The sequence below is a fragment of the Natrarchaeobius halalkaliphilus genome (genome assembly GCF_003841485.1).
Classification (GTDB): Archaea; Halobacteriota; Halobacteria; order Halobacteriales; family Natrialbaceae; genus Natrarchaeobius; species Natrarchaeobius halalkaliphilus.
Genome location: NZ_REFY01000003.1, coordinates 165,208 through 188,937 on the forward strand (window position 1 = coordinate 165,208; position 23,730 = coordinate 188,937).

A 23,730-nucleotide genomic window follows, 5' to 3' on the forward strand; every position below is an offset into this window, starting at 1 on the left:
GTATGAGCGACACCCTCGAGATCCTGTTGACGAACGACGACGGGATCGACAGCACCGGCATCAGCGCCCTGTACGAGGCGCTTTCCGACCATGCGAGCGTTACGGTCGTCGCGCCGGCAAACGACCAGAGCGCCTGTGGCCGGTCGATCTCACACGAGGTCGAGGTCTCCGAGCACGAACTCGGCTACGCCGTCCACGGAACGCCCGCAGACTGCGTCGTCGCGGGGCTCTCAGAGCTCGGCCCCGATCCGGATCTCGTCGTCTCGGGGTGTAATAAGGGTGCGAACCTCGGTGAGTACGTTCTCGGCCGGTCCGGAACGATCGGTGCCGCCGTCGAAGCCGCCTTCTTCGATCTCCCCGCGATCGCGACTTCCATGTACGTTCCCGTCGGCGAGGCGCCGCTTTCGGACGTCGACCTGACGACGGCGGACTACGCTGAGGCGACGCGCGTAACCACGTTCCTTGCCGAACACGGACTCGGTTCGGGAGTTTTCGATCACGCGGGCTACCTCAACGTCAACGTGCCACCGGTACGCGGTGAGCCTTCCCCGATCGAGATTACCCGTCCCTCGAAGCGATACGAGATGGGTGCAGAACGTGCTGGTGGCTCGATCCGCCTCACCGATCGGGTCTGGGAAACGATGGATCCCGAGGTGATCCCAGATCCGGAAGGAACGGACCGCCGTGCCGTTGCCGAGGGTCGAATCAGCGTCTCTCCGCTGACGATCCCTCACTCGACGAATCACCACGAAATCCTCGACGATCTCGTCGCGGCGTACGCCGACACCGTCGTCGGCGTCGACCACCTCCTCGAGTGAGCGCCGGTGTGAGCGATCCGAACGCATCTCGAACGACCGTCTCGATCCGGGGCGATTTCTACCCTGGAAGTGATCGCGTAGTCGAATTGTCACCGTCCAGACGAGGGTATCCGCTCACGGTCGGATTGTTGTTGTCGGCCGAGAACGTCCCTGTAGATATATCGTCTCGATGATGGATAAGCAACTTGCGGCTCGCAAGGCGACTGCCCTTCCACGGCGGAAGCATCAACAAAGTCATGAGCCGATTAGCGGCGGCAAAGATATACATGAGAGTACAGTATGACAACCCAACAGCAGCCAAGCAGTCACCCAACAGGTGATCTGATCGATTATGGTATTCAGTACACTCTGGACCCGTCTCTCGTCTCTGTGGCCAGGTTCGTCGGCCGGAAAGGTCACGTCCGAGGAGTCCACAGCAGAGACGGAACGGGAATCCGAACGGGGCGAATCGAGCGACAGAACGCTGAGCTATGCCGAGCAGATCGAGTACGGCGTGGACGAACGCGACCTTCCCGACGAGGATAAGGTCCTCCGACTGCTAGTCAAACGGGGCGGTCGAATCGACGAAACGACGCTTCGAGAGGAAACGGACTGGCGCGGAGATCACCTCGAGAACGTAATCGATCGGATGGAAGACGACGGACAAATCAGTGCGATTACCGTCGGCCGGAAGCGAGTGATCTGCCGCCGTGGGTTCGAGCCGAAGGGCTACCGATCACATCTCAACGAATGAGTCACCGCCTCAATGACGAAAACGGACTTCAGGTATCCGGCCGGCATACGACTGCCGAACCGATTCCAGGCGGGCCACCGTTACGAAACCTATGCTCGAACTTGCCCTGTTGTTCGTCGTGATCGCAATCATCGCGGGTGCACTCGGAGCAACCGGTGTGGCCGGACTGACGATGTCTATCGCGAAATGGCTCGTATTACTGTTTCTCGTCCTCGCGGTCATTTCGTTCGTTCTGTAGACGGATGGGACGGGTTCAATCGTTTCGTTTCTCCTCGAACCGCTGGTATCCGTCGATAAGCTGGTCGGGGATCTCGTCGATGCGAGCCTCGAGAGCGGTGAAAATCGTCGCTACCTCGACGAATCGAACGCCACGTTGGGCACAGAACGGATCGGTCGACCAGTCGACAAAGCCGCACTCGGCAAGCATCGGGAGGTGATGGTGGATGAGTTGAATCCGAAGCTGCTCGAGATCGAACGAGTCGGCCGCGGTGGTCGCGGCGTCGGGGAGAAGAACGCGTCGACCCGCCGGTGCGTTCATCAGCGTCACGATGAGCTGTCGTCGTGGCTCGGCCGAGAGTGCAGTGAAAATGTCGTCCCACCGTTCGATAACGTGTTTCGTGTCTCGTACCCGTTCGATGGTCATAGTACGATAAGATGACCCCACACCAATAGTAATTAGGATATCCAATAATATAGATAGTTCATCGGAGATCAGACTCTCGAGGGCCGATTCGATCGTCTTACTCCTTGAGACCAAACATTAAGTACAGCTATGTTAGTGGTACCAATATTTGGGCCATCGATCGACCGCTCGGCCAGTGAGATGATCGACCGGTCATTGAGCGCTCGACGGATCGGCGCCGCCGACGGAGAGCGACGGATCAAGCGTGTCGATCAGCTCGAGCCCGCCACGTTGACGACGTTTTTTCCTTACTCGATGGTGATCACAACCGGTTTCGGGCGACTGTGAACTCGAAGAGGCCGACGTAATCGTCTTTACCGGCTACTACCGTATCGATCGATACTGACCGTCGTGACGGTCTCGAGTTGAGGGGCCACGATGGACTCGCCGTATCGAAGCCGTTTTCCCCGGTGCGGTCGTCCGCAGACGTATGAACGGCGGTAGCGACATGACCCTGGCGTTCGAGCTCGAGGCGCTGACGGAACTCGCCTCACCAGAAAGCGTCTTCGAAGACGCCAGAGGCTGGAGTGAGTACATCGGAGTCGTTTCTGAAAAACCGACCTACGTCGTAACGAACTTCACCAGGAAAAACCGGATCCGACAGGATTTCTTCTCCGGTCCGCGGGGCAAAGCCGAGAGCCTCGAGGGCGTTAAAGATCAGTTCGATACCGAGCGGTACGTCTTTATCGGGGCCGGAGAAGACGACAGCGACCTGGCAGAGGACGTCGGCTGGGAGTACCTCGGCATCGAGGACGCCGCCGAGTCCGCAGACTGGGTGCTGGCGACGAGCGTCGACTCCGAGGACGAAGACAGCGACCCGGTTCGGGACGACTGGCCGTAGTGACCGAGTCACACGACAGCCACCGCTTCGAACGGCAGTTCGTATCGTCAACTATCCCATTCTATCTATACAGCGATAGGTAAAGCATCCCGAAGCCGACGATGAACGGAATCGTCTCTACGATGTAAAAGACGGTCAACGACGTCGAAATCTGTGATACGATCGTCGTCACGGCGACACCCATGCTGAGAAAGGCGAACCCGATGAACGCGGACTCGAGGCGTTTGGACGGATTCGTTCGGTAGGACTGGAAACTGATGAGCGTCAGGCCCAGCGCGAGCGCGAAGACCGCCATCTGCATCACCATGAGGAGCGCGTCTGCCAGTTCGCTCTGCATCAACGACAGGACGGTTTCGACGAGCTCACTCACCGCGCTCACCTCCGCTCGAGGCCGATATCCAGAGATTGTTCTCTGGGCCGGACGCAGACAGATCGACGCTCCCCGCAGATTCGTTCTCGCTCATTCTCGGTTAGTTCACACCCAGGTCGTCCCAGAGCCGTGAGAATCGGTCCGGTAAGTTTTCTTCTCGAAAGATACGAACGTCGTACTCGTCGCCTTCCAGGGAAATGACCGTGCTGTTGAAATTACTCGTATACTCGTTGTAGTGGTTGCCATCGTCCGCGACGAGCGTGCGTTCTTTGATGAGGTCGTACTCCTGAAGGAGATCGATTCGTCGATAGATCGTCGGTTGGGAGAGATCGAGTCGCTCGGCTAGTTCCTTTGCCGACCCCGGTTCCCGACTGATCGATGCGAGGACGGTCCGAGCGTGTTCGTCCCCGATCGTGTTGAGGATCTCTTCGATTGGGACCTCATCATCCATGTATAAGTGAACAGAACCTCTCAAGCAAAAGGTTTCTGGGTTGAAGGAATAGCTTCGCTGCCTTTCAATTTCCACGGATCGTCGCTATTCCAACTCGGTTGACGAAACCGGCTCCCGTCGATCGAACTGGTACGGGTCTCGAAGATCAACTCGCTCGTCCGGTATTGATCCCCGTTATGCGTCGGAAATGACGATACATCTCTCCTGGCTGTCGAACATGTTGGCCGTTGTGGCTTTCTCACGGCGAGAAAATACCTTTATATATCAATTATCGAGAGTTGAAGTCAATCTCGACGATATATGTGTTATTGGTGTGTGCGGGACGTATGGCAACGACTAATGACGTCTCAAACGGGATGACCGAACCGTGTGAGGTGTGTGAGAGAGACACCTTACACGACGTTAGCGTTCAACTCGTTACGGAGGGTGGCGAAGGGAAAAACGCACGGTACTCGAGAGAGCCCTACCGGGTCCGGGAGTGTCTTCGCTGTGGGAATCGCGACAGCCAGCGAATGAACAACGCCTGATACGGACCGTTGTGAGTCGTTACCGGTGCAACCGCGACCATCCTACGGTTGCACCGATAAATCGTCGCAACAGACCGTATGAGACGGTCCACTGTGCCGACGTGGTGGTACAATCGCGGACGGCCGCGGATCCGCTGAAACTAATGGACTGGAGTCCGCTCGAGTCGGGATGCTGCTTTCTCCACCGGGATCGAGTCGTCCGCGACTCGTTTCGACGGCAACTATCGGTAACCGACTACTCGCTCCGGCGGTCTTCGACGATCCGAAACAGGACCGTCGTGAATCCCGCGATCGTAAGCACGAACCGCTCTCCAGTCCCAGCGATCGGAAAGATCCGCTCGACGTCCGCCGGTGGCTCCTCCCGGGTTGGATCGAATCCCGTCGAATAATGCATATCCTCCGTCGTCCCGCGAGTGGTCGACTCGTCGACCGCACCGGTACTCGAGTCGATCTCGACGAACGTCTGGACGAGTCCGCGCTGATCCGTAACGACCAGCTTACCAGAGAGATCGTAGAACCGGTCGTGGACGGGCCAGAAGAGATTGACGCCGTTGAAGAACGCATCGAGGAGGATGTGAGCGAACAGGACGGTGACGAGCGTCACCCACGCGACTCGATAGCCGTACGCACCCCAGCGCTCGAGAACGAACGATCGCTCGCGGAGTTTGACGTCCCACGCCAACACGACGGCCGGGATCACGACGATCCAGACGTTGTGCAACGCCGCTCGGTGAGTTCCCGGGACGTAGATCCCGATCAGCGTATCGAGATCGATCAGGGCCGTTGCGCCCATGACGATGAGGATCGCTTTCGTGTCGAATCGGTTTCCGAGCAGCGCAACACCCATCATCCCGGCGATCGCAACGTGGACGACTGTCGATGGCATGTCCTCCGTCTCGAATCGAGATCGCTTGATTGTTACCCCGAACTCTCGCCGTTTTTCGTCGCTCTCGGGCCGTCCGTCCCGAGTTGTGACGCTCCGGTAGCTACTTGAGGTGACCGTGTGATCCGTCGCACATGGGCGGACGTGGACCGAAACGGGAACTCGCGGAGAAGATCGCTGGCGAGATTACGCTGAGCAACGACCCCGGAGCCACGTTACGAAAGTGGCGAACCGACTTCGATATCTCTCAAACTGATCTGGCGTCGGAACTCGACGTCTCCTCGTCGGTGATATCCGATTACGAGAGTGGCCGACGGGAGAGTCCCGGAATCGGCGTCGTCGGACGGCTCGTCTTCGGATTGCTCGAGATCGACGAACGGCGCGGCGGCGATCGCATTCGCCAGTACGGTCGCGTACTCTCGGCCGGATTCGACAGCGACGTCGTTCTCGATCTCCGCGAGTACGCGACGTCGATTCCCGTCTCTCGGCTGTACGACGAACTCGAGGCCACCCAGATCGCACCAGGGAGTACGGATCGGATCAGCGGCCACACCGTCGTCGACAGCATCGAGGCGATCACCCGACTCTCGAGCGAGGAGTTCTTTCGTCTCTACGGACAGAGTACGAACCGCGTGCTGGTGTTCACCAACGTTACTCGGGGCGAAGGTGTCGGCATCGCGCTCCGGGTCGTCAATCCGACACCGAACGCCGTCATCCTCCACGGAATCGAAGAGGACGAACTGTGGGATCACGCACGCGATCTCGCCCGGATCGACGGCTACTCGCTCGGCGTTACGACCGCCCCGCTCGAGGACGTTCTCGAGCGACTGGTCACGCTCGAGTGACGCGGATGACTCCTCCTACCGAGAGTGGCGGCGGATGAGCCCGGAACTCGTTGGTCGCCTAACCCGATCGGAACGGTGGACGGCGGTGCTGGTCGTCGTCTTCACCGCGACGATCTACCCGGTGTACGCGGTCGCGAACCCGTCTCTCTGGCTCGCGTGGGCAATCGGAACGGTCGCAACCGCCGGCTCGTTGCTGGTGATTCTGAACCGGTCACGCTCGACGTGAGCGACCCGGAAAACGAACAGTATCGTGCAAAAACCGACAAGATACTGCAACACAGCCGACGATTCCCAAGCGTTGAGGAGTGTCGGCGGACGCTCCCGGTGAATCCCGCGAACACGAGAACGGGGGCCGGCATCAGTCAGCAACCAGCCACCGAGAACGCCGACGCAACCACGGGTTCGATACGCATCACGAGCAGTCTTCGGTACGGATCAGGCGATCTGATCGTCGTACTCTTCGGCCGACAGTAGCCCCTCGAGCTCCGCGTCGTCGTTGGGTTCGATCTCGATCATCCAGCCGTCGCCAAGGGGATCTTCGTTGACGAGTTCGGGAGTGTCGAACAGCGCGTCGTTGACAGCGACGACGTCGCCGCTGATCGGCGCATAGAGATCCGAGACGGCCTTGATCGACTCGACGATGCCGAACTCGTCGCCTTGCGTGAGAGCGTCGCCGTCGTCCGGCAGTTCGACGAACACCACGTCGCCCAGTTCGTCCTGGGCGAAGTCCGTGATACCGATACGGACGACGTCGCCCGTCTCGTGTGCCCACTCGTGCGATCCCAGGTACCGTCTGTCTTCAGGAACGTCGAAGCTCATGTTATACTGTGTCGATGAACGGCATCGTTTCAACTCTTGCCTTTTTCGATCGGCCACGGACGACGACGTGTACGGTCGTTCCGGGCTCTGCGTACGCCGTCGGCACGTAGCCGAGACCGATCGCCCGCTCGAGCGTCGGGCTCATCGTTCCGCTGGTAACGGTCCCGACGACTCGCCCCTCCGTGCTCGTGATGTCGTAGCCGTGACGCGGGATTCCAGGATCGATCAACTGCAAGCCGACGAGTCGTTCGTCGAGGTCCTCTTCGGAGATGCGTGCCAGTGCGTCCCTGCCCACGAACTCGGTCTCGAGCGCAACGGTGAATCCGACGCCGGCTTCGTAGGGAGTCCGGGGGTTCGACTCGCGATCGAAATCCTGACCCGCAAGCAAGAAACCCGCCTCGATCCGCAGCGTGTTGCGGGCACCGAGCCCGCAGGGCTGGCAATCGAACGCCGACCAGATCCGCTCCGCCTCGTTCCAGGGAACGAAGAGCTCGAAGCCGTCCTCGCCGGTGTACCCCGTCCGGGCCGTCCAGCACTCGATCCCGTCTATCTCGGCGTATTTCGCTTCGAACCGCGCGAGTTCGGTGACTGACCCCTCGGTCTCCTCGTCGACGAGATCCGGCGTCGCCGGCCCCTGGAGGGCGAACATCGCGTACTCGTCGGTGCAGTTGTCCACGGTCGCCTCGAGATCCCACTCGTTTCGATACGCGAGCCAGCGCTCGTGGGTCGCTTCGTCGGTGCCGGCGTTCGGGACGAAGAGGTACGTCGCGTCTCCGGTTTCGTCGGGGAGCCGATAGACGACGGTGTCGTCGACGATGATCCCGTCCTCGTCGGTGATCGTGGCGTACTGAGCGTCCCCGACCTCGAGTCGGGCGACGTCGTTCGTGGTGAGCCGTTGCATCAGCGTCGTCGAATCCGGGCCAGTGACGTGAATCTGGCCCATGTGCGAGACGTCGAATCGACCCGCATTCTCTCGAACGGCGGCGTGTTCCGTTCGGATCGAGTCGAACTCGACCGGCATGTCCCAGCCGCCGAACGCCGTGAACTTCGCTCCACGCTCGTCGTGGACCGCGCGCAACGGCGGCGTCTGAATCGGCATAGTCTGGTGGACACCTCCGACGTAGTAATGTCTTTTCGTCGGCTCCCTGCTCGAGACGGTCCCGAACGCGCTGACCGAACTTCGAACTCCACAACGGCGCGCCGTCGATCCTCTGTCGTCAGCGGCTCAGATAGCCGCCGTCGATCGCCATCGCCTCGCCGGTCGCGAACGAAGCTTCGTCCGAGCAAAGCCACGCGATCGCGTCAGCGATCTCCTGTGGCTCACCGAGGCGTCCCTGCGGATGGAGTTCTCGAAGCTGTTCGACGGTCGCTTCGTCCTCGTAGAGCCCCGCTTCCTCGAGCATCGGCGTGTCGATGTATCCCGGGCAGACCGCGTTGACCCGGATGTCCTCGCTCGCGTAGTCGAGTGCGGCGACTTTCGTCAGCCCGAGGACGCCGTGTTTCGAGGCGGTGTATGCGGGCGCACCCTGTGTGCCGACCCGACCGAGGATCGAGGCGGTGTTGACGATCGCTCCGCCGTCATCCTCGACCATCGCATCGATTTCGGAACGGAGACAGCGCCAGACTCCGGTGAGGTTGACGTCGATCGTTCGCTGCCAGTCGGATTCGGACACCGCAGCCGTCGGCTCGAGTTTACTCCCGATACCGGCGTTGTTCACGGCGATATCGAGGCCACCGTACTCCTCGAGTGCGGTCTCGACCATTCCCTCGACATCGTCGTCGTTCGTGACGTCGACGTCGACGAACGTCGCATCCGAGTCGGTCTCGTCGACGATCTCCGCTGTTGTCGCCTCGCCGTTCTCGCTGTCGACATCCGCGATCACGACGTTCGCGCCGTCCGTTGCGAGCGTTCGAGCCGTGTGTTCTCCGATACCGGATCCGCCGCCGGTGACGATCGCCGTCGTTCCGTCGAATCGTGTCATCTGTGGAACCTCCGTGGAACTACACGTCGTCGCGGGCCAAAAACGCAGGACCTCGTGCCACAGTTCGAGACCGATATCCGACCGATCGCACGTTCGCGAGTCCGTTCGCCACCGTGAACGGCCGTTTCGTCACACCTATCTGTCCCCTCCGGAAAGGACGCCCATGTTCGACCGCGTTCGCGCGATTTTGGCCCCCGACTCGAGCGAGACGACGGCCCGCGACCGCGGCGTCGGTCTCTTCGTCGACGGCCCGAACGTCCTCCGCGAGGAGTTCGACGTCGACCTCGACGATCTCCGAGACGCCGCGCGCGATCTCGGACGGGTCGGCGTCATCCGGCTCTATCTCGACGAACACGCGACGCCAGGACTCATCCAGGCGGCAGAGGCGCGCGGCTTCGAAGTGATCGTCACCAGCGGCGACGTCGACGTGAAACTCGCTGTCGACGCCACGGCGCTGACCGGCGACGGTACGATCGACAGCCTCGCGATCGCCTCCCGGGATACGGATTTCAAACCCGTCCTCGAGTACGCCGGCACCGTCGGCGTCGAGACGATCGCCATCGCACCGGGTACCTACGGTCGCTCGGACGCGCTGCAGAACGCGGCGGATCGAGCGGTGACGATCGAAACGTAGTACGCTCTTGGAGCCGATTCACAACGTTCGGGGCCGCGTTCACGGCGGCTGTGACGGTGATCCACTCACGGAGCGGTGGCGGCTCACCGCCGATAACGAAAACGATACGGTCGTGCCACGACCGAGGGCTGAGTCGATCCAGATTTCACCGCCGTGACGCTCGACGATGCGGCTACAGAGTGCGAGTCCGATCCCGGTACCGGGGTGTTCCTCGTGGCTGTGGAGTCGCTGGAAAACCTCGAATATCCGCTCCTGGTCGGCCGGGTCGATGCCGATCCCGTGGTCCCGAACCGAGAGGATCCACCGGTCACCGCTGGGGTCGTCGGTCCGTTCTCGCTCGGCGCTGATCTCGATTCTGGGTCGGTCGTCTCCGCTGTATTCCATCGCGTTCGACAGGAGGTTCTGGAAGAGTTGGCGCAGTTGGCTCCGATCCCCGTCGACGCGTGGCAACTCGTCGACGGCGATCTGGGCACCGGTCTCTTCGATCCGGACGACCATATCCTCGCGAACGTCCGAAACGACCTCGGAGAGATCGACCGGTTCGAACTCCTCTCCCCGCGTATCGACCCGAGAATACTCGAGAAGTGCGTCGATCATCCTCGTCATCCGTTCAGCGCCGTCGATCGCGTACTCGAGGAACTCTTCGCCGTCTTCGTCGAGATCGTCACGGTAGCGGTTCTCGATGAGGTGAAGGTAGCGCGAAACCATCCGGAGCGGTTCCTGTAGATCGTGCGACGCTGCCGAGGCGAACTGCTCTAGGCGCTCGTTCGACGCCGAAAGTTCCTCCCGCGTCTTCTCTAGCCTCCGATTCTGGCGCTCGAGTTCGAGTGCACGCGTGTTGGCTTTCGCATCGTAGACGCCGACGCCGAAGCCAGCGACGCTGCTGAACCCGGTCAGGATCGAGACGGATCGAACGGGATCGGAGAGTTCGACGGTCGGCTGAACGTGATAGAGAACGAGGATGAGGCTCATCACGACGATCCCGCCGAGACACCACCGAGCGATAGTCGCGTAAAACCGCCGGTCAATATCCGTCCGGGACAATCGGTATCCACCGAGACACAACACGGCTCCGGAGCCGCCGATAAAGGCGGAAATGACGAGGACGCTAGAGTGTGGCGTCGCGGTCGGGAGCTGTCGGAATCCCCAGACGACCGCGACTACGATGTAGAATACACCGAGGACGAAGATTACGGTCCGACCGTCGATTACGGATCCGAAGCGGTTCGTCTGCGCCATCGTAGCCTATGCGTGAGTGCGACCAATAACCGTTTCGCGTGATACCGTTTCGAGTGTTAGTACCCGTTCGACTGCTACTGTCTATCCGTCCGGTTCCATCGCATTCGCGTGTCTCGACGCCGTCACCTCCCGAGCGAGCCCGCGGAAAGCGAAACCCCCTAACCCCGTCCACGACTGGATTCGGGCATGAACGACGAACCAGAGGTCGCCGTCCTCCGACTCGGCCACCGGCCCGGACGCGACGAACGGATGACGACCCACGTCGGGCTGACCGCTCGAGCGCTGGGCGCAGACCGCGTGCTCCTCCCCGATAACGCCGGCCAGTCCCTCGAGACGGTGGTCGACATCACCGATCGGTTCGGCGGCCCCTTCGAGGCCGAACTGACCGGCTCTCCAAAGGCGGTTATCCGCGAGTGGGAGGGACGGGTAGTCCACCTGACGATGTACGGCGAGCGTGTCCAGAAAGTCGAGTCCGACGTTCGGGACGCCCACCGAACCGTCGGCGAGGCGCTGTTGGTCGTCGTCGGCTCCGAAAAAGTCTCGTTCGACGTCTATGAGGCCGCAGACTGGAACGTCGGCGTCACCAACCAGCCTCACTCGGAGGTCGCCGGCCTGGCCGTCTTTCTCGATCGGTTGTTCGAGGGCGCTGAACTCGATCGCGAGTGGGAAGGCGCGGACCGCCGGGTCGTTCCGATGGAGACCGGAAAGCGCGTGGAACCGGCGGAAGACGGCGAACGTGCCGCGAATGACGACGACAGCGGGAGCGACGATCACGCCGCGGATGACGACCACACCGCGAACCGAACGGACGGGTAACGCACGTCGACAACTCATTTTTCCCGTCCCTCGATCCTCGAGTTCTGCGCGGTCCCCCCTCGACTGCTGGATTCGGGTCAAGACGACTCTCGCTCTCCGATTCTGTCCGGATACGGATCGTTCGCGGACCGCGATCTGGATCGTCAGCGGACCGCTTTTTCCGGTCGTGTCCGGGCGGTCGCGTACCCGTCGTACGCACGCACATCCGCGCTGTCGTCCGGTTTTGGCGAAAGCGTTATCAGAACGTCAGTCGTAGCGGCCGACGATGCAGGATATTGGTTCGTCCATCTCGCCACTGGTGACTCGAGACCGTGGAGGTGAGCCACGGTGGAACTGATCATCACCGAGAAGGACAACGCGGCGCGACGGATCGCTGACATTCTGAGTGGCGGCACGTTCGACTCGAGCCGAGAAAACGGCGTCAACGTCTACGAGTGGGGCGGCAAACGGTGCGTGGGGCTGTCGGGCCACGTCGTCGGCGTCGACTTCCCCGCGGAGTACTCCGATTGGCGCGACGTCGAGCCGGTCGAGCTCATCGACGCGCGGATCGAAAAGACCGCGACGAAAGAGAACATCGTCGCGACGCTCCGGATCCTCGCCCGGAAAGCGACTCGAGCGACGATCGCGACGGACTACGACCGCGAGGGCGAACTCATCGGCAAGGAAGCCTACGAGATCGTTCGCGACGCGAACGAGGACGTTCCGATTCGTCGCGTCCGGTTCTCCTCGATCACGGAGAACGAAGTTCAGAGCGCGTTCGACGAACCCGACGAACTCGATTTCGATCTCGCGGCGGCGGGCGAGGCCCGCCAGATCATCGATCTCGTCTGGGGCGCTGCACTCACGCGATTCCTCTCCCTTTCGTCCGGCCAACTCGGTAACGACTTCATCTCCGTCGGTCGGGTCCAGTCACCCACGCTCAAACTCATCGTCGACCGCGAACGCGAGATCGAGGCGTTCGATCCCGAGGAGTACTGGGAACTGTTCGGTGATCTCCAGAAAGCGGACGAGGACGACGCCTTCGAGTCCCAGTACTTCTATCGAGACGAGGACGACAACGAGGCCGAGCGCGTCTGGGACGAAGCGACCGCCGAGGAGGTCTACGACACGCTCTCGAGTCACGACGCGGCGACGGCCGTCGACGTCACCCGACGAACCCGGACGGACACCCCGCCGACGCCGTTCAACACGACGCAGTTCATCCGCGCCGCGGGCTCGCTGGGGTACTCCGCAAAGCGAGCGATGTCGATTGCGGAGGACCTCTACACGACCGGCTACATCACGTATCCACGGACCGACAACACCGTGTATCCGGACGACCTCGAGCCCGAGGACTTGCTCGACGAGTTCGTCGGCCACCCGACGCTCGGTGAGTCGGCCGAATCGCTTCTCGAGGCCGACGAGATCAGCCCGACGCGGGGCGACGAGGAGACGACGGATCACCCGCCGATTCATCCGACCGGCGAGATCCCGGCACGCGGGGACGTCTCCGACGACGAGTGGGAGGTGTTCGAACTCGTCGTGCGGCGCTTCTACGCGACGGTCGCCGATGCGGCCGTCTGGGAGCACCTCAAGGTCGTCGCATCGGTCGCGGACTGTCGGCTCAAGGCCAACGGCAAGCGACTGGTCGAGTCCGGCTATCACGACGTCTATCCCTATTTCAGCACCACCGAGAACTACGTCCCCGACGTCGAAGAAGGCGAGACGCTGTCGCTTTCGAACGTCGAACTCGAGGAAAAAGAGACCCAGCCGCCACGCCGGTACGGTCAGTCTCGGCTGATCGAGACGATGGAAAAGATGGGGATCGGCACCAAGAGTACGCGCCACGAAACGATCCAGAAGCTCTACGATCGCGGCTACATCGAGAGCGATCCACCCCGTCCGACCAGACTCGCCGTGGCCGTCGTCGAGGCAGCCGAGAACTACGCCGACCGCGTCGTCTCCGAGGAGATGACCGCACAGCTCGAAGCCGACATGGACGCCATCGCCTCGGGCGAGGCGGGACTCGAGGACGTCACCGCCGAATCGCGCGAGATGTTAGAGGAGATCTTCGCGAGCCTGGCCGACTCGCGCGACGAGATCGGAGCGCACCTCCGAAAGTCGCTCAAAGACGACAAGCGTCTCGGTCCCTGCCCCGACTGTGGCGAGGACCTGCTCGTTCGCCGGAGCCGCCACGGCTCGTACTTCATCGGCTGTGACGGTTATCCCGACTGCGAGAACACGCTCCCGCTCCCCTCGACTGGAAAGCCGTTGATTCTAGAACAGGAGTGCGACGACCACGGCCTGAACGAGGTGAAGATGCTCGCTGGCAGACAGACGTTCGTCCACGGCTGCCCACTCTGTACGGCCGAAGAGGCCGGCGAGGGACCAATCCTGGGGGACTGCCCCGACTGCGGCGACGAGGGTGGCGAGCTCGCAATCAAGACCCTTCAAAGCGGCTCACGGCTGGTCGGCTGCACCCGCTATCCCGACTGTGAGTACTCCCTTCCGCTTCCCCGCCGCGGCGAGATCGAAGTCACCGATTCCCACTGCGACGAACACGAACTTCCCGAACTCGTCATCCACAGCGGCGACGAGCCCTGGGAACTCGGCTGTCCGATCTGTAACTACCAGGAGTTTCAGGCTCGAGAGAGCGAAACCGGCTCCGACCTCGAGGCACTGGATGGGGTCGGCGCGAAGACCGTCGAGAAGCTCTCGAATGCGGGCATCGACAGCATCGAAGACCTGACCGACGCCGACCCGGACGACGTCGCGGCGTCGGTCGAGGGAATCAGTGCCGATCGCATCCGAAACTGGCAGGTCGAAGCCTGACGACACCCACTCGAACTCGATGGCGAGCGTCTAGTCGCCACCTGCCTCGAGAACGGATTCGGCGGCTCGAACGATTCGGTTGGCTCTCTGGACGCCGTTTTCGTGCCAGTGTTTCTCGCCGTTTTCGTCGACGACGATGGTGACGGGGTAGCCAACGGCACCGTACGTCGCCGCGAGGCTGGGACTCGGGTCGTAACCGACGGACCAGTTGCCGCCGAGGTCGGCCCACCACTCCCGGAGTTCGTTCTCGGGCATCGTCTCCGGCGTCTGGTACGTGACCGAGAGGACGGCGACGTCGTCTCCGTGGCGCTCCTCGAGCGTCGAATGCGCCTCCGCGAGTCGCGGCATCTGTGCCTGGCACTGGCCACAGCCGGTGACAAAGAACGTGGCGACGGTCGCGCGACGGTCCGGCACGGTGAGCGCCCCCGCCTCGCTCCCGTTCGCGTCGATCGTCGGGACCTCGAGCGAGCCGTCCGTTTCGCCGCTTTTCTCCTGATTTTCCGCATCCTCGAGGTCCGACGATCCATCCGCTGGATCGGCAAATGCGGGAAGCCCACGCCACATGACTCCACCTGCGCCGGCGAGAAGGACAACACTCCCGATTCCGGCGACCAGTTCGCGTCGATTCACTACGTCTACCGTTCGATCGGTGCGATACTAAACGTGACGGACACTCCGCCAGAGCAGACAGCACGGGTCACGTCCGAGCAGGAATCATCCGCAGTCGACTTTCGATCCGAGTAGTCACGTCCGCCGTCGCCGTCTCTGTCGGCGAACCTCCGCTTTCGCATCTGTTTTATTTCTCGGATCCACACCGTTTAGTATGGAGTACACCACGCTCGGAAATACTGGTACCACGGTCTCCACGCTCTGTTATGGCACCTGGCGATTCGGCCGAAACACCGGCGGCGTCGTCGAAACCGATCGCGAGGAGGCACACGACCTGCTCGACGCCTGCTGGGACAGCGGGATCAACTTCATCGACACGGCGAACGTCTACGGCGACCCCGACGGTACCAGCGAGACGTGGATCGGCGAGTGGCTCGAAGAGTACGACCGCGAGGATTTCGTGCTCGCCTCGAAGGTCTACTTCCCCTTCGACGGCTGGGGTGACCCCCGACCGAACGACTCGGGACTCGGTCGCAAGCACATCCGCAGACAGATCGACGGAACTCTCGAGCGACTCGGCACGGACTACCTCGACGTCTACTACATCCACCGATGGGACGAGGACACCCCCATCCGCGAGACGCTTCGAACTCTGACCGGGCTCGTCGAGGAGGGGAAAGTTCACCACCTCGGCGCGAGTTCGATGGCGGCCTGGCAGCTCGCGAAGGCGCTGTGGCAAAGCGACGTTGAGGGACTCGAGCGCTTCGACGTCACCCAGCCGATGGTCAACGCGGCCGAGTACGACGCGGTCGCTGAGTATCTCGACGTCTGTGCCGACCAGAACCTCGCGGTCTGTCCGTACTCGCCGCTGGCCGGCGGTTTCCTGACCGGGAAATACGACCGCGCGCCGGACGGTTCCGTCGAAGCGCCGGACGGCTCGCGGGGGAGCCTCGACGACGTGTTCGACGACTGGTATGCGACCGAGCAGGCCTGGGACGTCCTCGATGAGGTCCAATCCGTCGCCAGCGAGGTCGATGCGACGCCAGCACAGGTATCGCTTCGCTGGTTGATGGACCAGGAACGATTTACCTGCGTTCCGATCGTCGGTGCCCGAACTCCCGATCAACTCGCAGAGAACGTCGGTGCCGTCGACGTCGGCCTGACGGACGACCAGTTCGAGCGCATCGGTTCGGCTCGAGGGGACGGAGAACAGTAGCGGATCACGACGGCGCGTCGTTCCGGTTGACCGCGCGGCCCGTCACAGAACCAGCGCATCGACGACGATCACGATCAGGATCGCTCCGAGGAACGCATTCGACGCGTGAAACGAGCGGAACGCCGCGGACTCGGTCTGTTCGAAGTGAAGGGTAACGGCGGTCCAGAGGAAGATCCCGCCGAAGATCGCGACCGTCGCCGCATAGAGCACGCCCAGATCGGTGATCCACGCGAGACCAACGGTTCCGACGAGCGTCGCGGCGATGTAGTAGACGATGTGTTTTCGCGTCTCGGTCTCGCCGCGGACGACCGGCATCATCGGAAACCCGCCGCGAGCGTAGTCGTCCTGATAGGCGAGTGCGAGGTTGTAAAAGTGCGCCGGCGTCCACAGGAAGATGACGCCTGCGAGTGCGAGTGCGGGCATTCCGATCTCGTTCGTCACGGCGGCCCAGCCGATGAGCGCCGGCAGCGCGCCGGCGGCACCTCCGATGACGGTGTTCTGGACCGTATTGGGTTTGAGCAACAGCGTGTAGACGACGCTGTAGAACAAGATCGCGGCGAGACCGAGGGCGGCCGCGAGCGTATTGATCGTCAGGAAGACGGAAAGCGAGGCGACCGTCAACAGTCCACCGAAGGCGATCGCGTTGCGGACGGGAACCAGTTCGGTTGCAAGCGGCCGATCGGCCGTCCGCGACATCCGCTGATCGACGTCGCGCTCGAGAACGTGGTTGAACGTTCCGGACGCGCCGATGGCGAGGACGCCGCCGCCGAGCGTGGCGACGATCACGTCGGGCGTCAGATCCGGACCGGCCGCCAGTGCCATCCCCGCCGCGGCGACGAGACAGAGCAGCCACATCAGCCGCGGCTTCATCATCTTGAAGTACGCGAACGCGGTGAGCCGTCTCCGCGTGAGCCGACTCGAGGGCAGGGACCGGGCCTGCGCCGTCGACCCGCTTTCGATCGGTGCGGGCGACGGAGTCTGCAGTTCGTCGTCGCTTCCCGTTTCGGTCTCGAGATCCCAGGCGAGAGCGAGAACGATCGACGTAAAGATCACGATTCCGAGGCCGAGATGGAGGCCGGGCGTGATCGCGGCCGGGCCGAGCGTCGCGGTCGCAGCGCCGATTCCGACCTGAACCACGTAGAGCGTGCCGCCGGCGAGGATGGCCCAGCGAACGCGCCTCGAGACGTCACCGAGGACGGCGGCGACGACGGTCGCGGCGACGAGCAGGCCGACGAGAACGGCGGCGATGCGATGGCCCCAGGCTATCGCGAGCTGGGTCTGGTTCAACGGATCGGCGGGGAGGTGACAGGTGGGCCAGGTCGAACAGGCGGACGTCGCGTCCGTAAGCGAGGTCGTCGCGCCGACGATCAACAGAAGATAGACGCCCAACGCGGTCGCTGCGAGCAGTCCTGAAAAGCGTCGCCGCGTCCCGATCGGTGATGGAAACGACTCTGATACCACGGCAGTTCTCGTGTGAACACTTCGACTCGGCGTATTTATGATTCCCGTTTTCGTCGGCCACCGAGCAACCTCTGATACGGTCTACTGTAAGTCGTTACCGGAGCGACCGCAGGACGGCTCGCGGTCGCCCCGGTAAAAAGTCACAGCAAACCGTATGAGCCCCATCGTCGTTCGGGAGCCGAACCGGTTCGGGCGGGCGGGACTGCTCACTCAACGTCAGGGAAAGCGCCTCGCGCTTCAGCACGAAAAGGATGGCAAGTGATGCCTGCACTCGAATTCGAGATTACATTCCCATGTCGTCCGCTGCCGGCGGGATCGGAAGGTCCTGGGGCGAGACGCCGAGCAGTTCGGCAGCGTGATCGAGCGCCATGTCGAAGCCGTAGTAGCGCTCTAGCTCGTCGCCGTCGGCCGTGGGTCGTACTTTCAACATGGCGTATCCCTCGCGGTTCTGTGCGATCGCGGCAGTTCCGCCTGCGGTGGCCCGCCCGCTGGCCGTGGGTTCGCTTCCCTCGAACTCGAGGAGGCGCTCGGTCTCCGTCTCGTCGTAGGTCGCGACGATCCCGTCGGTCTCGACGATCCGCTCGCCGTCTGCATCGGTCATGGACGACACTCGTGGCTCGGAGACTTCGAAGCTATCGGTTCGTTCCGGGGTCGTCTCGAGAGAGGCGGTTCCCCGGGAGTGCTTCGATCCAGACGTTCCGACTTCTCGTCCGATCCGAAAAGGGGTGCCGAAAATCGACATCACTTTTCCGTCGGCGTCTGGAGGGGGAGTCGTGAGTCGAACGGATTCGCAGACGACCGCCAGTCCGCTCGCCGAGTTTCGACTCACTCGAGCGGTCGCGTCGCAGTGGCTTGTCGTCTCCGTCGTCGGCTTTTTCGCGTTCGCCTACACGTTCGGACGCGTCCTCGCGTTCGCTCGTGGTCGCCCGCTCGAGCCGATCGTGATCTCTCCGCCCGATCCCGCGAGTGCGCTGGGATGGATCGTCGTCTCGGTCGCGCTCGTGGGAACCGTCGTTATCCTCCACGAACTGCTTCACGGCGTCGCGATGAGACGATACGGTGGAACGCCGAGCTACGGCGTCGGAGTCTCGCAGTTCGTCTTTCCCGCCGCCTACGCCACCTCCGGGAACGCAGAGTACACGCGAACGCAGCTGATCGTCGTCCTGATCGCCCCGTTCGTTGGACTCACCGGGATCGGTCTCGCTCTGATGGCCGTCTACCCGACGCCGCTGGTACTCGTCGTGCTCGCGGTGAACGCAGCCGGCTCGGTCGGTGACCTCTGGATGGCTTCGATCCTGGCTCAGTATCCCGACGGCGCGCAGGTGGTCGGCCTCCCCGACGACGAGCGCGGGTTCGCACTCGCGGCACCGAACGGCGACTCCGTCGACCGACTTCCCCGGACGGTCACGCTCTCGAGGCTGGTCGTCGGTTCGATCGGAACGCTCGTCGTGCTCGTCGCGTCGGTCCTCCTCGTCGTTTTCGGTTCGCTCGCGTTCGGAACGGGAACCGTCGTGATCGGCGATCCGACCGGCCGCTGGTTCCTCGTCCGTCACGAGCTTCGATCCGGCGTAGCTCACCTCGAGGTCGGCGCGTCGTTCGTCGTCGGAACGTCGGCCGTCGCCGGCTTCGTCTGGGCGCTCCTCGCCGGAATCCTCGAGCGTACGAGCGACCGGCTCGGGCCATCCGAATGAACGAACGGAGAACACTCGAGAGAACTGCGCCCGGATGCGAGAACCGAAACGCTCGAGCGCGCGGCGTCCGAACTGCGATCACCGATATGACAAAGTGGCTCCAGAGCGGTCGTCGTCGGGATATCTGTGTCCTGCTCGCGGCCGACGGCGAGTTGCGGGGGCAGAAGGTGAAATCGCGCCTCGAGTCGCACTACGACGACCGGATCGATCCGAAATCGTTCTACGGCTCGCTATCGGCGCTCGTCGACGCCGGGTTCGTCGAAAAGCGGACGGACGGACTCCACGACGCGTACGCGCTCTCGGACGCCGGAGAGCAACGGACGAGCGCACACTACGAGTGGATGCGATCGTGTCTTCGGGCGGACGGAGACACGGAATGACGACGGATTCAGAGCGACACGGCGCGATTGTCACGGAGACGACTCATACGGTTTGCTGTGACTTTTTACCCGAGCGACCGCAGGACGGCTCGCGGTCGCTCCGGTAACGACTTACAGTAGACCGTATCAGTGCAGTAATCTCGGGACCGACGACCCAACCGTACTCGAGTTCGAGGGCGACCTCAATCCTCGAGCAGCCGGTCACCGATCGTGTTGCGTAACACTTCGCTCGTCCCCTCGTAGATCTCGTTGAGTTTGGCGTCGCGGTAGAATCGTTCGGCCGGGAAGTCCGTCGTGTAGCCGTAGCCGCCGTGAATCTGGATCCCCTCGTTTGCGACCTCACGGCTGACCTCGCTGGCGTACAGCTTCGCCTGGGCCGCCTCAGTGATGTAGTCCTCGCCGCGTATTTTCCTGTCTGCGGCCCGGTGCATCAGCATGCGTGCGGCCTGAATCTTCGTGTCCATGTCCGCGAGCTTGTGCTTGATCGCCTGGAACTCCCCGATCGGCCGACCGAACTGCTCGCGCTCGTTCGCATAGGAGACGGCCTCGTCGAAGGCGGCTCGAGCGATGCCGACGCCGCGTGCGGCGATCGTGATCCGACCGGCGTTGAGCGTTTTGAGCGCCTGAACGAAGCCCTCACCCTCCTCGCCCAGCAACCGGTCCTCGGGGAGACGGAGGTCGTCGAATCGGAGCTCGGCGGTCGGACAGCCCTTGTCCCCGAGTTTCTCCTCCGTCCCCTCGACGACGAATCCGTCGTCCTCCTCGGGGCGGACGATGAACGAGGAAATCCCGTTGTTCCCGGCGTCGGGATCGGTCTTGGCGAACACCGTCACGGTGTCGGCAACCGAACCGTTCGAAATCCAGAGTTTCCCCCCGGTGAGGACGTACTCGTCTCCGTCCCGCTCGGCGGTCGTCTCCATCGCCGGCACGTCGCTTCCCGCACCGGCTTCCGAGAGGGCGAACGCGCCGACGTCGTCGCCCCCGGCCAGCGGCGTGAGGTACTCGTCTTTCTGGCGCTCGTCTCCGAACTCGTAGAGCATGTTGCCCGCGAGCGAAGTGTGTGCGGCGACGACGGTTCCGAGCCCTCCCGAGCCGCGAGAGATCTCCTCGAGACCGATCACGTAAGAGTGGTAATCGAGCCCGGCGCCGCCGTACTTCTCGGGGAAGGGCATTCCGAGGAGCCCGAGGTCCGCCATCTCGTCGATGAGGTCGCGTGGAAACTCGTCCTCGTGGTCGATCTCCGCAGCGACAGGAACGATCTCCTCGTCGACGAACTCGGATACCATTTGGCGGATCTGGGTCTGCTCGGCCGAGAGTGCGAAGTCCATGGGAGACGGTTCACTGGGTTCGGCCTTGATTGTTGGGCCACGGACGTCGCGTTTACCTCTCGCGTGTTGGGGCGAGCCGTCGGTCGTCAGTACGGACGGCGTCGCACCTCCTCGCCAGCGCGATCGTTTTCTCACCCGGTCGTCACGGTGTTTCGAGGTCAGTACTCGGAACGTTCCGCCGGGACCGGGGTGTTTTTCCCGGATGCGCCCAAACGGGAATCCAGTAGATGACTCCCGCCCAGTCAGAAATCACAACCAACGCCGACCTTGAGTGGTGTTACGACGCGGTTCACGGCGTCTCACGGACTTTCTCGATCACGATCGACCGTCTCGAGGAGCCGATGGCGAGACACATCTGTCTCGGCTACCTCCTCTGTCGAATAGCTGACACGATCGAAGATGCGGGACACATTCCTCCGAAAACGCAAACGGACCTGCTGAACGAGTACGACCGGCTTCTCGATCACGAGGACGACCGGGCGGTCGAGACGTTCATGACCGACGTCGAACCGTGGATTCCCGAAGAAGCAAACGAGGACTGGGAGGTCGTCGCACAAACGCCGCGGGTGTTACGAACCTTCGAATCGCTCGAGGACGAACCCCGCGAAATCATGCGCGAACCGGTTCGCGAACTCGTCGACGGGATGGCCATGTTCACCGCACGGTACGCCGACGAGGGCGGGCTCCGACTCCAGACGCTCGAGGAACTCGAGGAGTACTGCTGGTACGCAGCGGGAACCGTCGGAACGCTCATCACGGGGCTGGTCGCTCGCGGGGCCTCCCAGGAACGAGCCGACGAGATGCGATCGAACGCCAGATCGTTCGCGCTGCTTTTACAGCTGGTCAACATCGCGAAGGACGTCGACGCGGATTATCGCGAGGAGAACAACGTCTACCTCCCCGCTGAGTGGCTCGAAGAAGAGGACGTCGCCCTCGACGCGGTCACCGACGAAGAGAATCACGGCGGCGTAACGAACGTCATCCGTCGGGTCACGGGCCGCGCCGAGACGTACCTCGACGACGCTCAGCGGTACCTCGAGGTCGTCCCCGAACAACACGGCAACCGGCTCTCGGCCTGGGCGATTCCCTACCTGCTCGCGGTCGGCACGATGCGCGAACTTCGCGAGCGTCCGGAAGACGTCGTTCGCGAGGGTGACGTGAAGATCACTCGAGCCGAGGTGTACGCACTGCTTCAGACGTTCGAAGACGACGTTTCGCGCTCGCACCTCGACGAACTCCGAAGCGAAATGGCGGAACGACCGCTTCATCAGTAGCTAACGGTACCACGCGTTAGCTGGCGGCGTCGGCGGTTTCTTCCTCGGCCAGTTTCCGTCCGAGAAGCGAGAGTGGGTAGCCGAACGCGACGGTGATTCCGCCCCAAAACGCTAGCAGGAACCAGTAAACGATCGTGCCGATTACGGTCGGGAGAACGAACGAGAACAAAACGATACCCCCGAGGACCGGTAAAATCCCTGCGAGAATCACCGTTCCGACCGGTCGTGACCGACTTCCGTACGCGTATCCGATCGGCAAGAAGAGCCCGGTCGCGAGCGCAAACGGGAGGAGGATCGTCACCGACCAGTCGCCAACGAGCCACATGAGTATCCCGGAAACGGCCGCCGCGAAACCTGCCAGACCGGCCAATCCTCGGATCTCGAGTCGATCGCCGCCCCCTCGGACCGCGATCCCGAGCAATGCGTATCCGATTCCGAGCGAACTCACGCCGCCGATTCCAGGAGTGAGGGGACGGCCGGTCGTCACCAGGCTCACGAGGACGAGGGCGAGCGCGCCGACCAGCCCGATCCCGACGATCAGCCGTTCGAGCCTCGGCCGGTCGAACGAGGCGCGGCCGCGGTCGACGCGACCGATCGCGAGTCCCGAAACCGCGATCAGTATGGCGGGAGCGATCCCGACGATAACGCCGAGTTTCAACGCCTGTGGTCCGATCTCGAGGCCGATCGTCGCGTAGCCGAGGGCCGTGCCGCGAACGCCGTTCGAGCCGTGGGTGAGATACGTCTGGCTGGCGAAGTCACCCCCGATCGATTCCCCCGCGTTCGCGTTCCACGTCGCGGTGTTTCCGTCGACGGTCGCATACCGCGGCTCGGTGATAACGTCGGTATCCGGTGGCGTGTGGATTCGGACGCGCTCTGCCGCCAGATCATAGCGTTCGTTGCCACTGTCGAGGGCGAAATAGTCGACGAGCCAGGTTCCGCCGACGCCGGGGCGGGCGACGGCGTCGACGGTGTAGGTCACCACGACGCCCCCATCCTCGAGTGAGACCGTTCTGTCCGCCGTCTCACCTCGAGCGACGTGCCAGCTTCGTCCGTCTTCTATCTCCCGTTCGAGCGTCTTGGGCTCCTCGCGGTACCGATCGGCTGCCGAATCCGTGATGGGAACTCGTTCGGTCCACCGGGAGTCGCCGTTCGAGTCGACCGAGACGTCGAGGGTTCCCGGTCCGGTTGCGCCGTCGACGTCCGAGGCACAGACGTCACAGAGCTGCGTGGGAGGTGGTGCGCCGGCGACGACCGCGACGCCGGTGATCGCGACGATACAGAGGAGGGCGACGGGGACGATTCGGGCGAATCGCATCGCGT

Annotated in this window: 27 protein-coding genes; 14 read left to right on the plus strand and 13 right to left on the minus strand. The window is 62.7% G+C overall.

All coding sequences use genetic code 11. From position 1 onward, the window contains the following. Window positions 1–2 precede the first annotated feature (2 nt). The 3 genes from surE to EA462_RS07725 all read left to right on the plus strand — a co-directional run bounded on the left by surE (window position 3) and on the right by EA462_RS07725 (window position 1,789). Window positions 3–818 (plus strand): 5'/3'-nucleotidase SurE, encoded by an 816-nt coding sequence (gene surE / locus EA462_RS07715; protein ID WP_124177991.1) that lies wholly within the window; start codon window positions 3–5, stop codon window positions 816–818. Between the two features lie 331 nt (window positions 819–1,149). Next, window positions 1,150–1,551, plus strand: coding sequence for a helix-turn-helix transcriptional regulator (locus tag EA462_RS07720; protein ID WP_124177992.1), 402 nt, complete (start codon window positions 1,150–1,152; stop codon window positions 1,549–1,551). Window positions 1,552–1,642: 91 nt separating this feature from the next. Further along, window positions 1,643–1,789, plus strand: coding sequence for a DUF1328 domain-containing protein (locus tag EA462_RS07725; RefSeq protein ID WP_124177993.1), 147 nt, complete (start codon window positions 1,643–1,645; stop codon window positions 1,787–1,789). Between the two features lie 15 nt (window positions 1,790–1,804). Here EA462_RS07725 and EA462_RS07730 read toward each other — a convergent pair whose 3' ends face one another. Further along, window positions 1,805–2,194, minus strand: a complete 390-nt coding sequence (locus tag EA462_RS07730; protein ID WP_124177994.1) for a hypothetical protein — start codon at window positions 2,192–2,194, stop codon at window positions 1,805–1,807. Window positions 2,195–2,663: 469 nt separating this feature from the next. On the opposite strand from EA462_RS07730, the gene EA462_RS07735 reads away from it, so the two are divergent. Next, a complete protein-coding gene (locus tag EA462_RS07735) occupies window positions 2,664–3,074 on the plus strand; it encodes a DUF7124 domain-containing protein (protein ID WP_124177995.1) in 411 nt (136 codons plus the stop codon). Window positions 3,075–3,135: 61 nt separating this feature from the next. Here EA462_RS07735 and EA462_RS07740 read toward each other — a convergent pair whose 3' ends face one another. Beyond that, the gene (locus EA462_RS07740) at window positions 3,136–3,411 is read right to left on the minus strand and encodes a DUF7521 family protein (RefSeq protein WP_124178458.1); all 276 of its coding nucleotides are present in this window, start codon (window positions 3,409–3,411) and stop codon (window positions 3,136–3,138) included. 133 nt (window positions 3,412–3,544) lie between these two features. Continuing rightward, window positions 3,545–3,895 carry an ArsR/SmtB family transcription factor gene (locus EA462_RS07745; protein ID WP_124177996.1) on the minus strand — a complete coding sequence of 117 codons (351 nt, stop codon included), beginning with the start codon at window positions 3,893–3,895 and terminating at the stop codon, window positions 3,545–3,547. 326 nt (window positions 3,896–4,221) lie between these two features. On the opposite strand from EA462_RS07745, the gene EA462_RS07750 reads away from it, so the two are divergent. Next, complete coding sequence (locus EA462_RS07750) at window positions 4,222–4,422, plus strand: DUF7835 family putative zinc beta-ribbon protein (protein ID WP_124177997.1); 201 nt, start codon at window positions 4,222–4,224, stop codon at window positions 4,420–4,422. Between the two features lie 235 nt (window positions 4,423–4,657). Here the strand turns inward: EA462_RS07750 and EA462_RS07755 are convergent, their stop codons facing one another. Then, the gene (locus EA462_RS07755) at window positions 4,658–5,308 is read right to left on the minus strand and encodes a metal-dependent hydrolase (RefSeq protein ID WP_124177998.1); all 651 of its coding nucleotides are present in this window, start codon (window positions 5,306–5,308) and stop codon (window positions 4,658–4,660) included. Window positions 5,309–5,439: 131 nt separating this feature from the next. Here EA462_RS07755 and EA462_RS07760 point away from each other — a divergent pair, with 131 nt between their 5' ends. Together EA462_RS07760 and EA462_RS07765 are read left to right on the plus strand one after the other, a co-directional pair. Beyond that, window positions 5,440–6,150 (plus strand): helix-turn-helix domain-containing protein, encoded by a 711-nt coding sequence (locus tag EA462_RS07760; protein WP_124177999.1) that lies wholly within the window; start codon window positions 5,440–5,442, stop codon window positions 6,148–6,150. 34 nt (window positions 6,151–6,184) lie between these two features. Further along, entirely contained in the window at window positions 6,185–6,376 is a 192-nt protein-coding gene (locus tag EA462_RS07765) for a hypothetical protein (RefSeq protein ID WP_124178000.1), read from the plus strand. Window positions 6,377–6,585: 209 nt separating this feature from the next. On the opposite strand, the gene gcvH is transcribed toward EA462_RS07765, so the two are convergent. The 3 genes from gcvH to EA462_RS07780 all read right to left on the minus strand — a co-directional run bounded on the left by gcvH (window position 6,586) and on the right by EA462_RS07780 (window position 8,951). After that, window positions 6,586–6,969, minus strand: coding sequence for a glycine cleavage system protein GcvH (gcvH, locus tag EA462_RS07770; RefSeq protein WP_124178001.1), 384 nt, complete (start codon window positions 6,967–6,969; stop codon window positions 6,586–6,588). 1 nt (window position 6,970) lies between these two features. Next, window positions 6,971–8,068 (minus strand): glycine cleavage system aminomethyltransferase GcvT, encoded by a 1,098-nt coding sequence (gene gcvT, locus EA462_RS07775; protein WP_124178002.1) that lies wholly within the window; start codon window positions 8,066–8,068, stop codon window positions 6,971–6,973. 118 nt (window positions 8,069–8,186) lie between these two features. Continuing rightward, entirely contained in the window at window positions 8,187–8,951 is a 765-nt protein-coding gene (locus EA462_RS07780; protein ID WP_124178003.1) for an SDR family NAD(P)-dependent oxidoreductase, read from the minus strand. 163 nt (window positions 8,952–9,114) lie between these two features. Between EA462_RS07780 and EA462_RS07785 the strand changes: the two genes are divergently transcribed. Continuing rightward, the gene (locus EA462_RS07785) at window positions 9,115–9,585 is read left to right on the plus strand and encodes an NYN domain-containing protein (RefSeq protein WP_124178004.1); all 471 of its coding nucleotides are present in this window, start codon (window positions 9,115–9,117) and stop codon (window positions 9,583–9,585) included. Window positions 9,586–9,624: 39 nt separating this feature from the next. On the opposite strand, the gene EA462_RS07790 is transcribed toward EA462_RS07785, so the two are convergent. Next, window positions 9,625–10,824 carry an ATP-binding protein gene (locus EA462_RS07790; protein WP_124178005.1) on the minus strand — a complete coding sequence of 400 codons (1,200 nt, stop codon included), beginning with the start codon at window positions 10,822–10,824 and terminating at the stop codon, window positions 9,625–9,627. A gap of 186 nt (window positions 10,825–11,010) precedes the next feature. Between EA462_RS07790 and EA462_RS07795 the strand changes: the two genes are divergently transcribed. Next, window positions 11,011–11,640: a tRNA (cytidine(56)-2'-O)-methyltransferase gene (locus EA462_RS07795; RefSeq protein ID WP_124178006.1), complete on the plus strand. Its 630-nt coding sequence runs from the start codon at window positions 11,011–11,013 to the stop codon at window positions 11,638–11,640. Window positions 11,641–11,967: 327 nt separating this feature from the next. Further along, window positions 11,968–14,451, plus strand: a complete 2,484-nt coding sequence (locus EA462_RS07800; RefSeq protein ID WP_124178007.1) for a DNA topoisomerase I — start codon at window positions 11,968–11,970, stop codon at window positions 14,449–14,451. A gap of 30 nt (window positions 14,452–14,481) precedes the next feature. Here EA462_RS07800 and EA462_RS07805 read toward each other — a convergent pair whose 3' ends face one another. Further along, window positions 14,482–15,081: a TlpA family protein disulfide reductase gene (locus EA462_RS07805; protein ID WP_124178008.1), complete on the minus strand. Its 600-nt coding sequence runs from the start codon at window positions 15,079–15,081 to the stop codon at window positions 14,482–14,484. Window positions 15,082–15,274: 193 nt separating this feature from the next. Here EA462_RS07805 and EA462_RS07810 point away from each other — a divergent pair, with 193 nt between their 5' ends. Then, window positions 15,275–16,276 (plus strand): aldo/keto reductase, encoded by a 1,002-nt coding sequence (locus EA462_RS07810; RefSeq protein WP_124178009.1) that lies wholly within the window; start codon window positions 15,275–15,277, stop codon window positions 16,274–16,276. A 42-nt stretch (window positions 16,277–16,318) separates the two neighbouring features. On the opposite strand, the gene EA462_RS07815 is transcribed toward EA462_RS07810, so the two are convergent. Both EA462_RS07815 and EA462_RS07820 read right to left on the minus strand, forming a co-directional pair. Next, on the minus strand, window positions 16,319–17,737 hold the full coding sequence (locus tag EA462_RS07815; RefSeq protein ID WP_124178010.1) for a heme o synthase: 1,419 nt from the start codon (window positions 17,735–17,737) through the stop codon (window positions 16,319–16,321). 283 nt (window positions 17,738–18,020) lie between these two features. Then, entirely contained in the window at window positions 18,021–18,338 is a 318-nt protein-coding gene (locus EA462_RS07820) for a DUF7111 family protein (RefSeq protein ID WP_124178011.1), read from the minus strand. Window positions 18,339–18,510: 172 nt separating this feature from the next. Between EA462_RS07820 and EA462_RS07825 the strand changes: the two genes are divergently transcribed. After that, a complete protein-coding gene (locus EA462_RS07825) occupies window positions 18,511–19,428 on the plus strand; it encodes a DUF3267 domain-containing protein (protein WP_124178012.1) in 918 nt (305 codons plus the stop codon). Between the two features lie 86 nt (window positions 19,429–19,514). Beyond that, complete coding sequence (locus EA462_RS07830; protein ID WP_124178013.1) at window positions 19,515–19,808, plus strand: PadR family transcriptional regulator; 294 nt, start codon at window positions 19,515–19,517, stop codon at window positions 19,806–19,808. Window positions 19,809–19,990: 182 nt separating this feature from the next. On the opposite strand, the gene EA462_RS07835 is transcribed toward EA462_RS07830, so the two are convergent. Beyond that, window positions 19,991–21,136, minus strand: a complete 1,146-nt coding sequence (locus EA462_RS07835) for an acyl-CoA dehydrogenase (protein WP_124178014.1) — start codon at window positions 21,134–21,136, stop codon at window positions 19,991–19,993. Window positions 21,137–21,363: 227 nt separating this feature from the next. Between EA462_RS07835 and EA462_RS07840 the strand changes: the two genes are divergently transcribed. Next, window positions 21,364–22,410 (plus strand): phytoene/squalene synthase family protein, encoded by a 1,047-nt coding sequence (locus EA462_RS07840; protein WP_124178015.1) that lies wholly within the window; start codon window positions 21,364–21,366, stop codon window positions 22,408–22,410. Between the two features lie 16 nt (window positions 22,411–22,426). Here EA462_RS07840 and EA462_RS07845 read toward each other — a convergent pair whose 3' ends face one another. Next, window positions 22,427–23,725, minus strand: coding sequence for a hypothetical protein (locus tag EA462_RS07845; protein WP_124178016.1), 1,299 nt, complete (start codon window positions 23,723–23,725; stop codon window positions 22,427–22,429). Between the last annotated feature and the right edge of the window lie 5 nt (window positions 23,726–23,730).

Coding starts and splice junctions, on each gene's coding strand:
- EA462_RS07765 (WP_124178000.1), top strand. CDS start 6,185: ATGAGCCCGGAACTCGTTGGTCGCCTAACCCGATCGGAACGGTGGACG.
- EA462_RS07785 (WP_124178004.1), top strand. CDS start 9,115: ATGTTCGACCGCGTTCGCGCGATTTTGGCCCCCGACTCGAGCGAGACG.
- EA462_RS07760 (WP_124177999.1), top strand. CDS start 5,440: ATGGGCGGACGTGGACCGAAACGGGAACTCGCGGAGAAGATCGCTGGC.
- EA462_RS07795 (WP_124178006.1), top strand. CDS start 11,011: ATGAACGACGAACCAGAGGTCGCCGTCCTCCGACTCGGCCACCGGCCC.
- EA462_RS07730 (WP_124177994.1), bottom strand. CDS start 2,194: ATGACCATCGAACGGGTACGAGACACGAAACACGTTATCGAACGGTGG.
- EA462_RS07780 (WP_124178003.1), bottom strand. CDS start 8,951: ATGACACGATTCGACGGAACGACGGCGATCGTCACCGGCGGCGGATCC.
- EA462_RS07820 (WP_124178011.1), bottom strand. CDS start 18,338: ATGACCGATGCAGACGGCGAGCGGATCGTCGAGACCGACGGGATCGTC.
- surE (WP_124177991.1), top strand. CDS start 3: ATGAGCGACACCCTCGAGATCCTGTTGACGAACGACGACGGGATCGAC.
- EA462_RS07755 (WP_124177998.1), bottom strand. CDS start 5,308: ATGCCATCGACAGTCGTCCACGTTGCGATCGCCGGGATGATGGGTGTT.
- EA462_RS07835 (WP_124178014.1), bottom strand. CDS start 21,136: ATGGACTTCGCACTCTCGGCCGAGCAGACCCAGATCCGCCAAATGGTA.
- EA462_RS07810 (WP_124178009.1), top strand. CDS start 15,275: ATGGAGTACACCACGCTCGGAAATACTGGTACCACGGTCTCCACGCTC.
- gcvT (WP_124178002.1), bottom strand. CDS start 8,068: ATGCCGATTCAGACGCCGCCGTTGCGCGCGGTCCACGACGAGCGTGGA.
- EA462_RS07740 (WP_124178458.1), bottom strand. CDS start 3,411: ATGCAGAGCGAACTGGCAGACGCGCTCCTCATGGTGATGCAGATGGCG.
- EA462_RS07830 (WP_124178013.1), top strand. CDS start 19,515: ATGACAAAGTGGCTCCAGAGCGGTCGTCGTCGGGATATCTGTGTCCTG.
- EA462_RS07725 (WP_124177993.1), top strand. CDS start 1,643: ATGCTCGAACTTGCCCTGTTGTTCGTCGTGATCGCAATCATCGCGGGT.
- EA462_RS07720 (WP_124177992.1), top strand. CDS start 1,150: ATGGTATTCAGTACACTCTGGACCCGTCTCTCGTCTCTGTGGCCAGGT.
- EA462_RS07840 (WP_124178015.1), top strand. CDS start 21,364: ATGACTCCCGCCCAGTCAGAAATCACAACCAACGCCGACCTTGAGTGG.
- EA462_RS07790 (WP_124178005.1), bottom strand. CDS start 10,824: ATGGCGCAGACGAACCGCTTCGGATCCGTAATCGACGGTCGGACCGTA.
- EA462_RS07745 (WP_124177996.1), bottom strand. CDS start 3,895: ATGGATGATGAGGTCCCAATCGAAGAGATCCTCAACACGATCGGGGAC.
- EA462_RS07750 (WP_124177997.1), top strand. CDS start 4,222: ATGGCAACGACTAATGACGTCTCAAACGGGATGACCGAACCGTGTGAG.
- EA462_RS07845 (WP_124178016.1), bottom strand. CDS start 23,725: ATGCGATTCGCCCGAATCGTCCCCGTCGCCCTCCTCTGTATCGTCGCG.
- gcvH (WP_124178001.1), bottom strand. CDS start 6,969: ATGAGCTTCGACGTTCCTGAAGACAGACGGTACCTGGGATCGCACGAG.
- EA462_RS07735 (WP_124177995.1), top strand. CDS start 2,664: ATGAACGGCGGTAGCGACATGACCCTGGCGTTCGAGCTCGAGGCGCTG.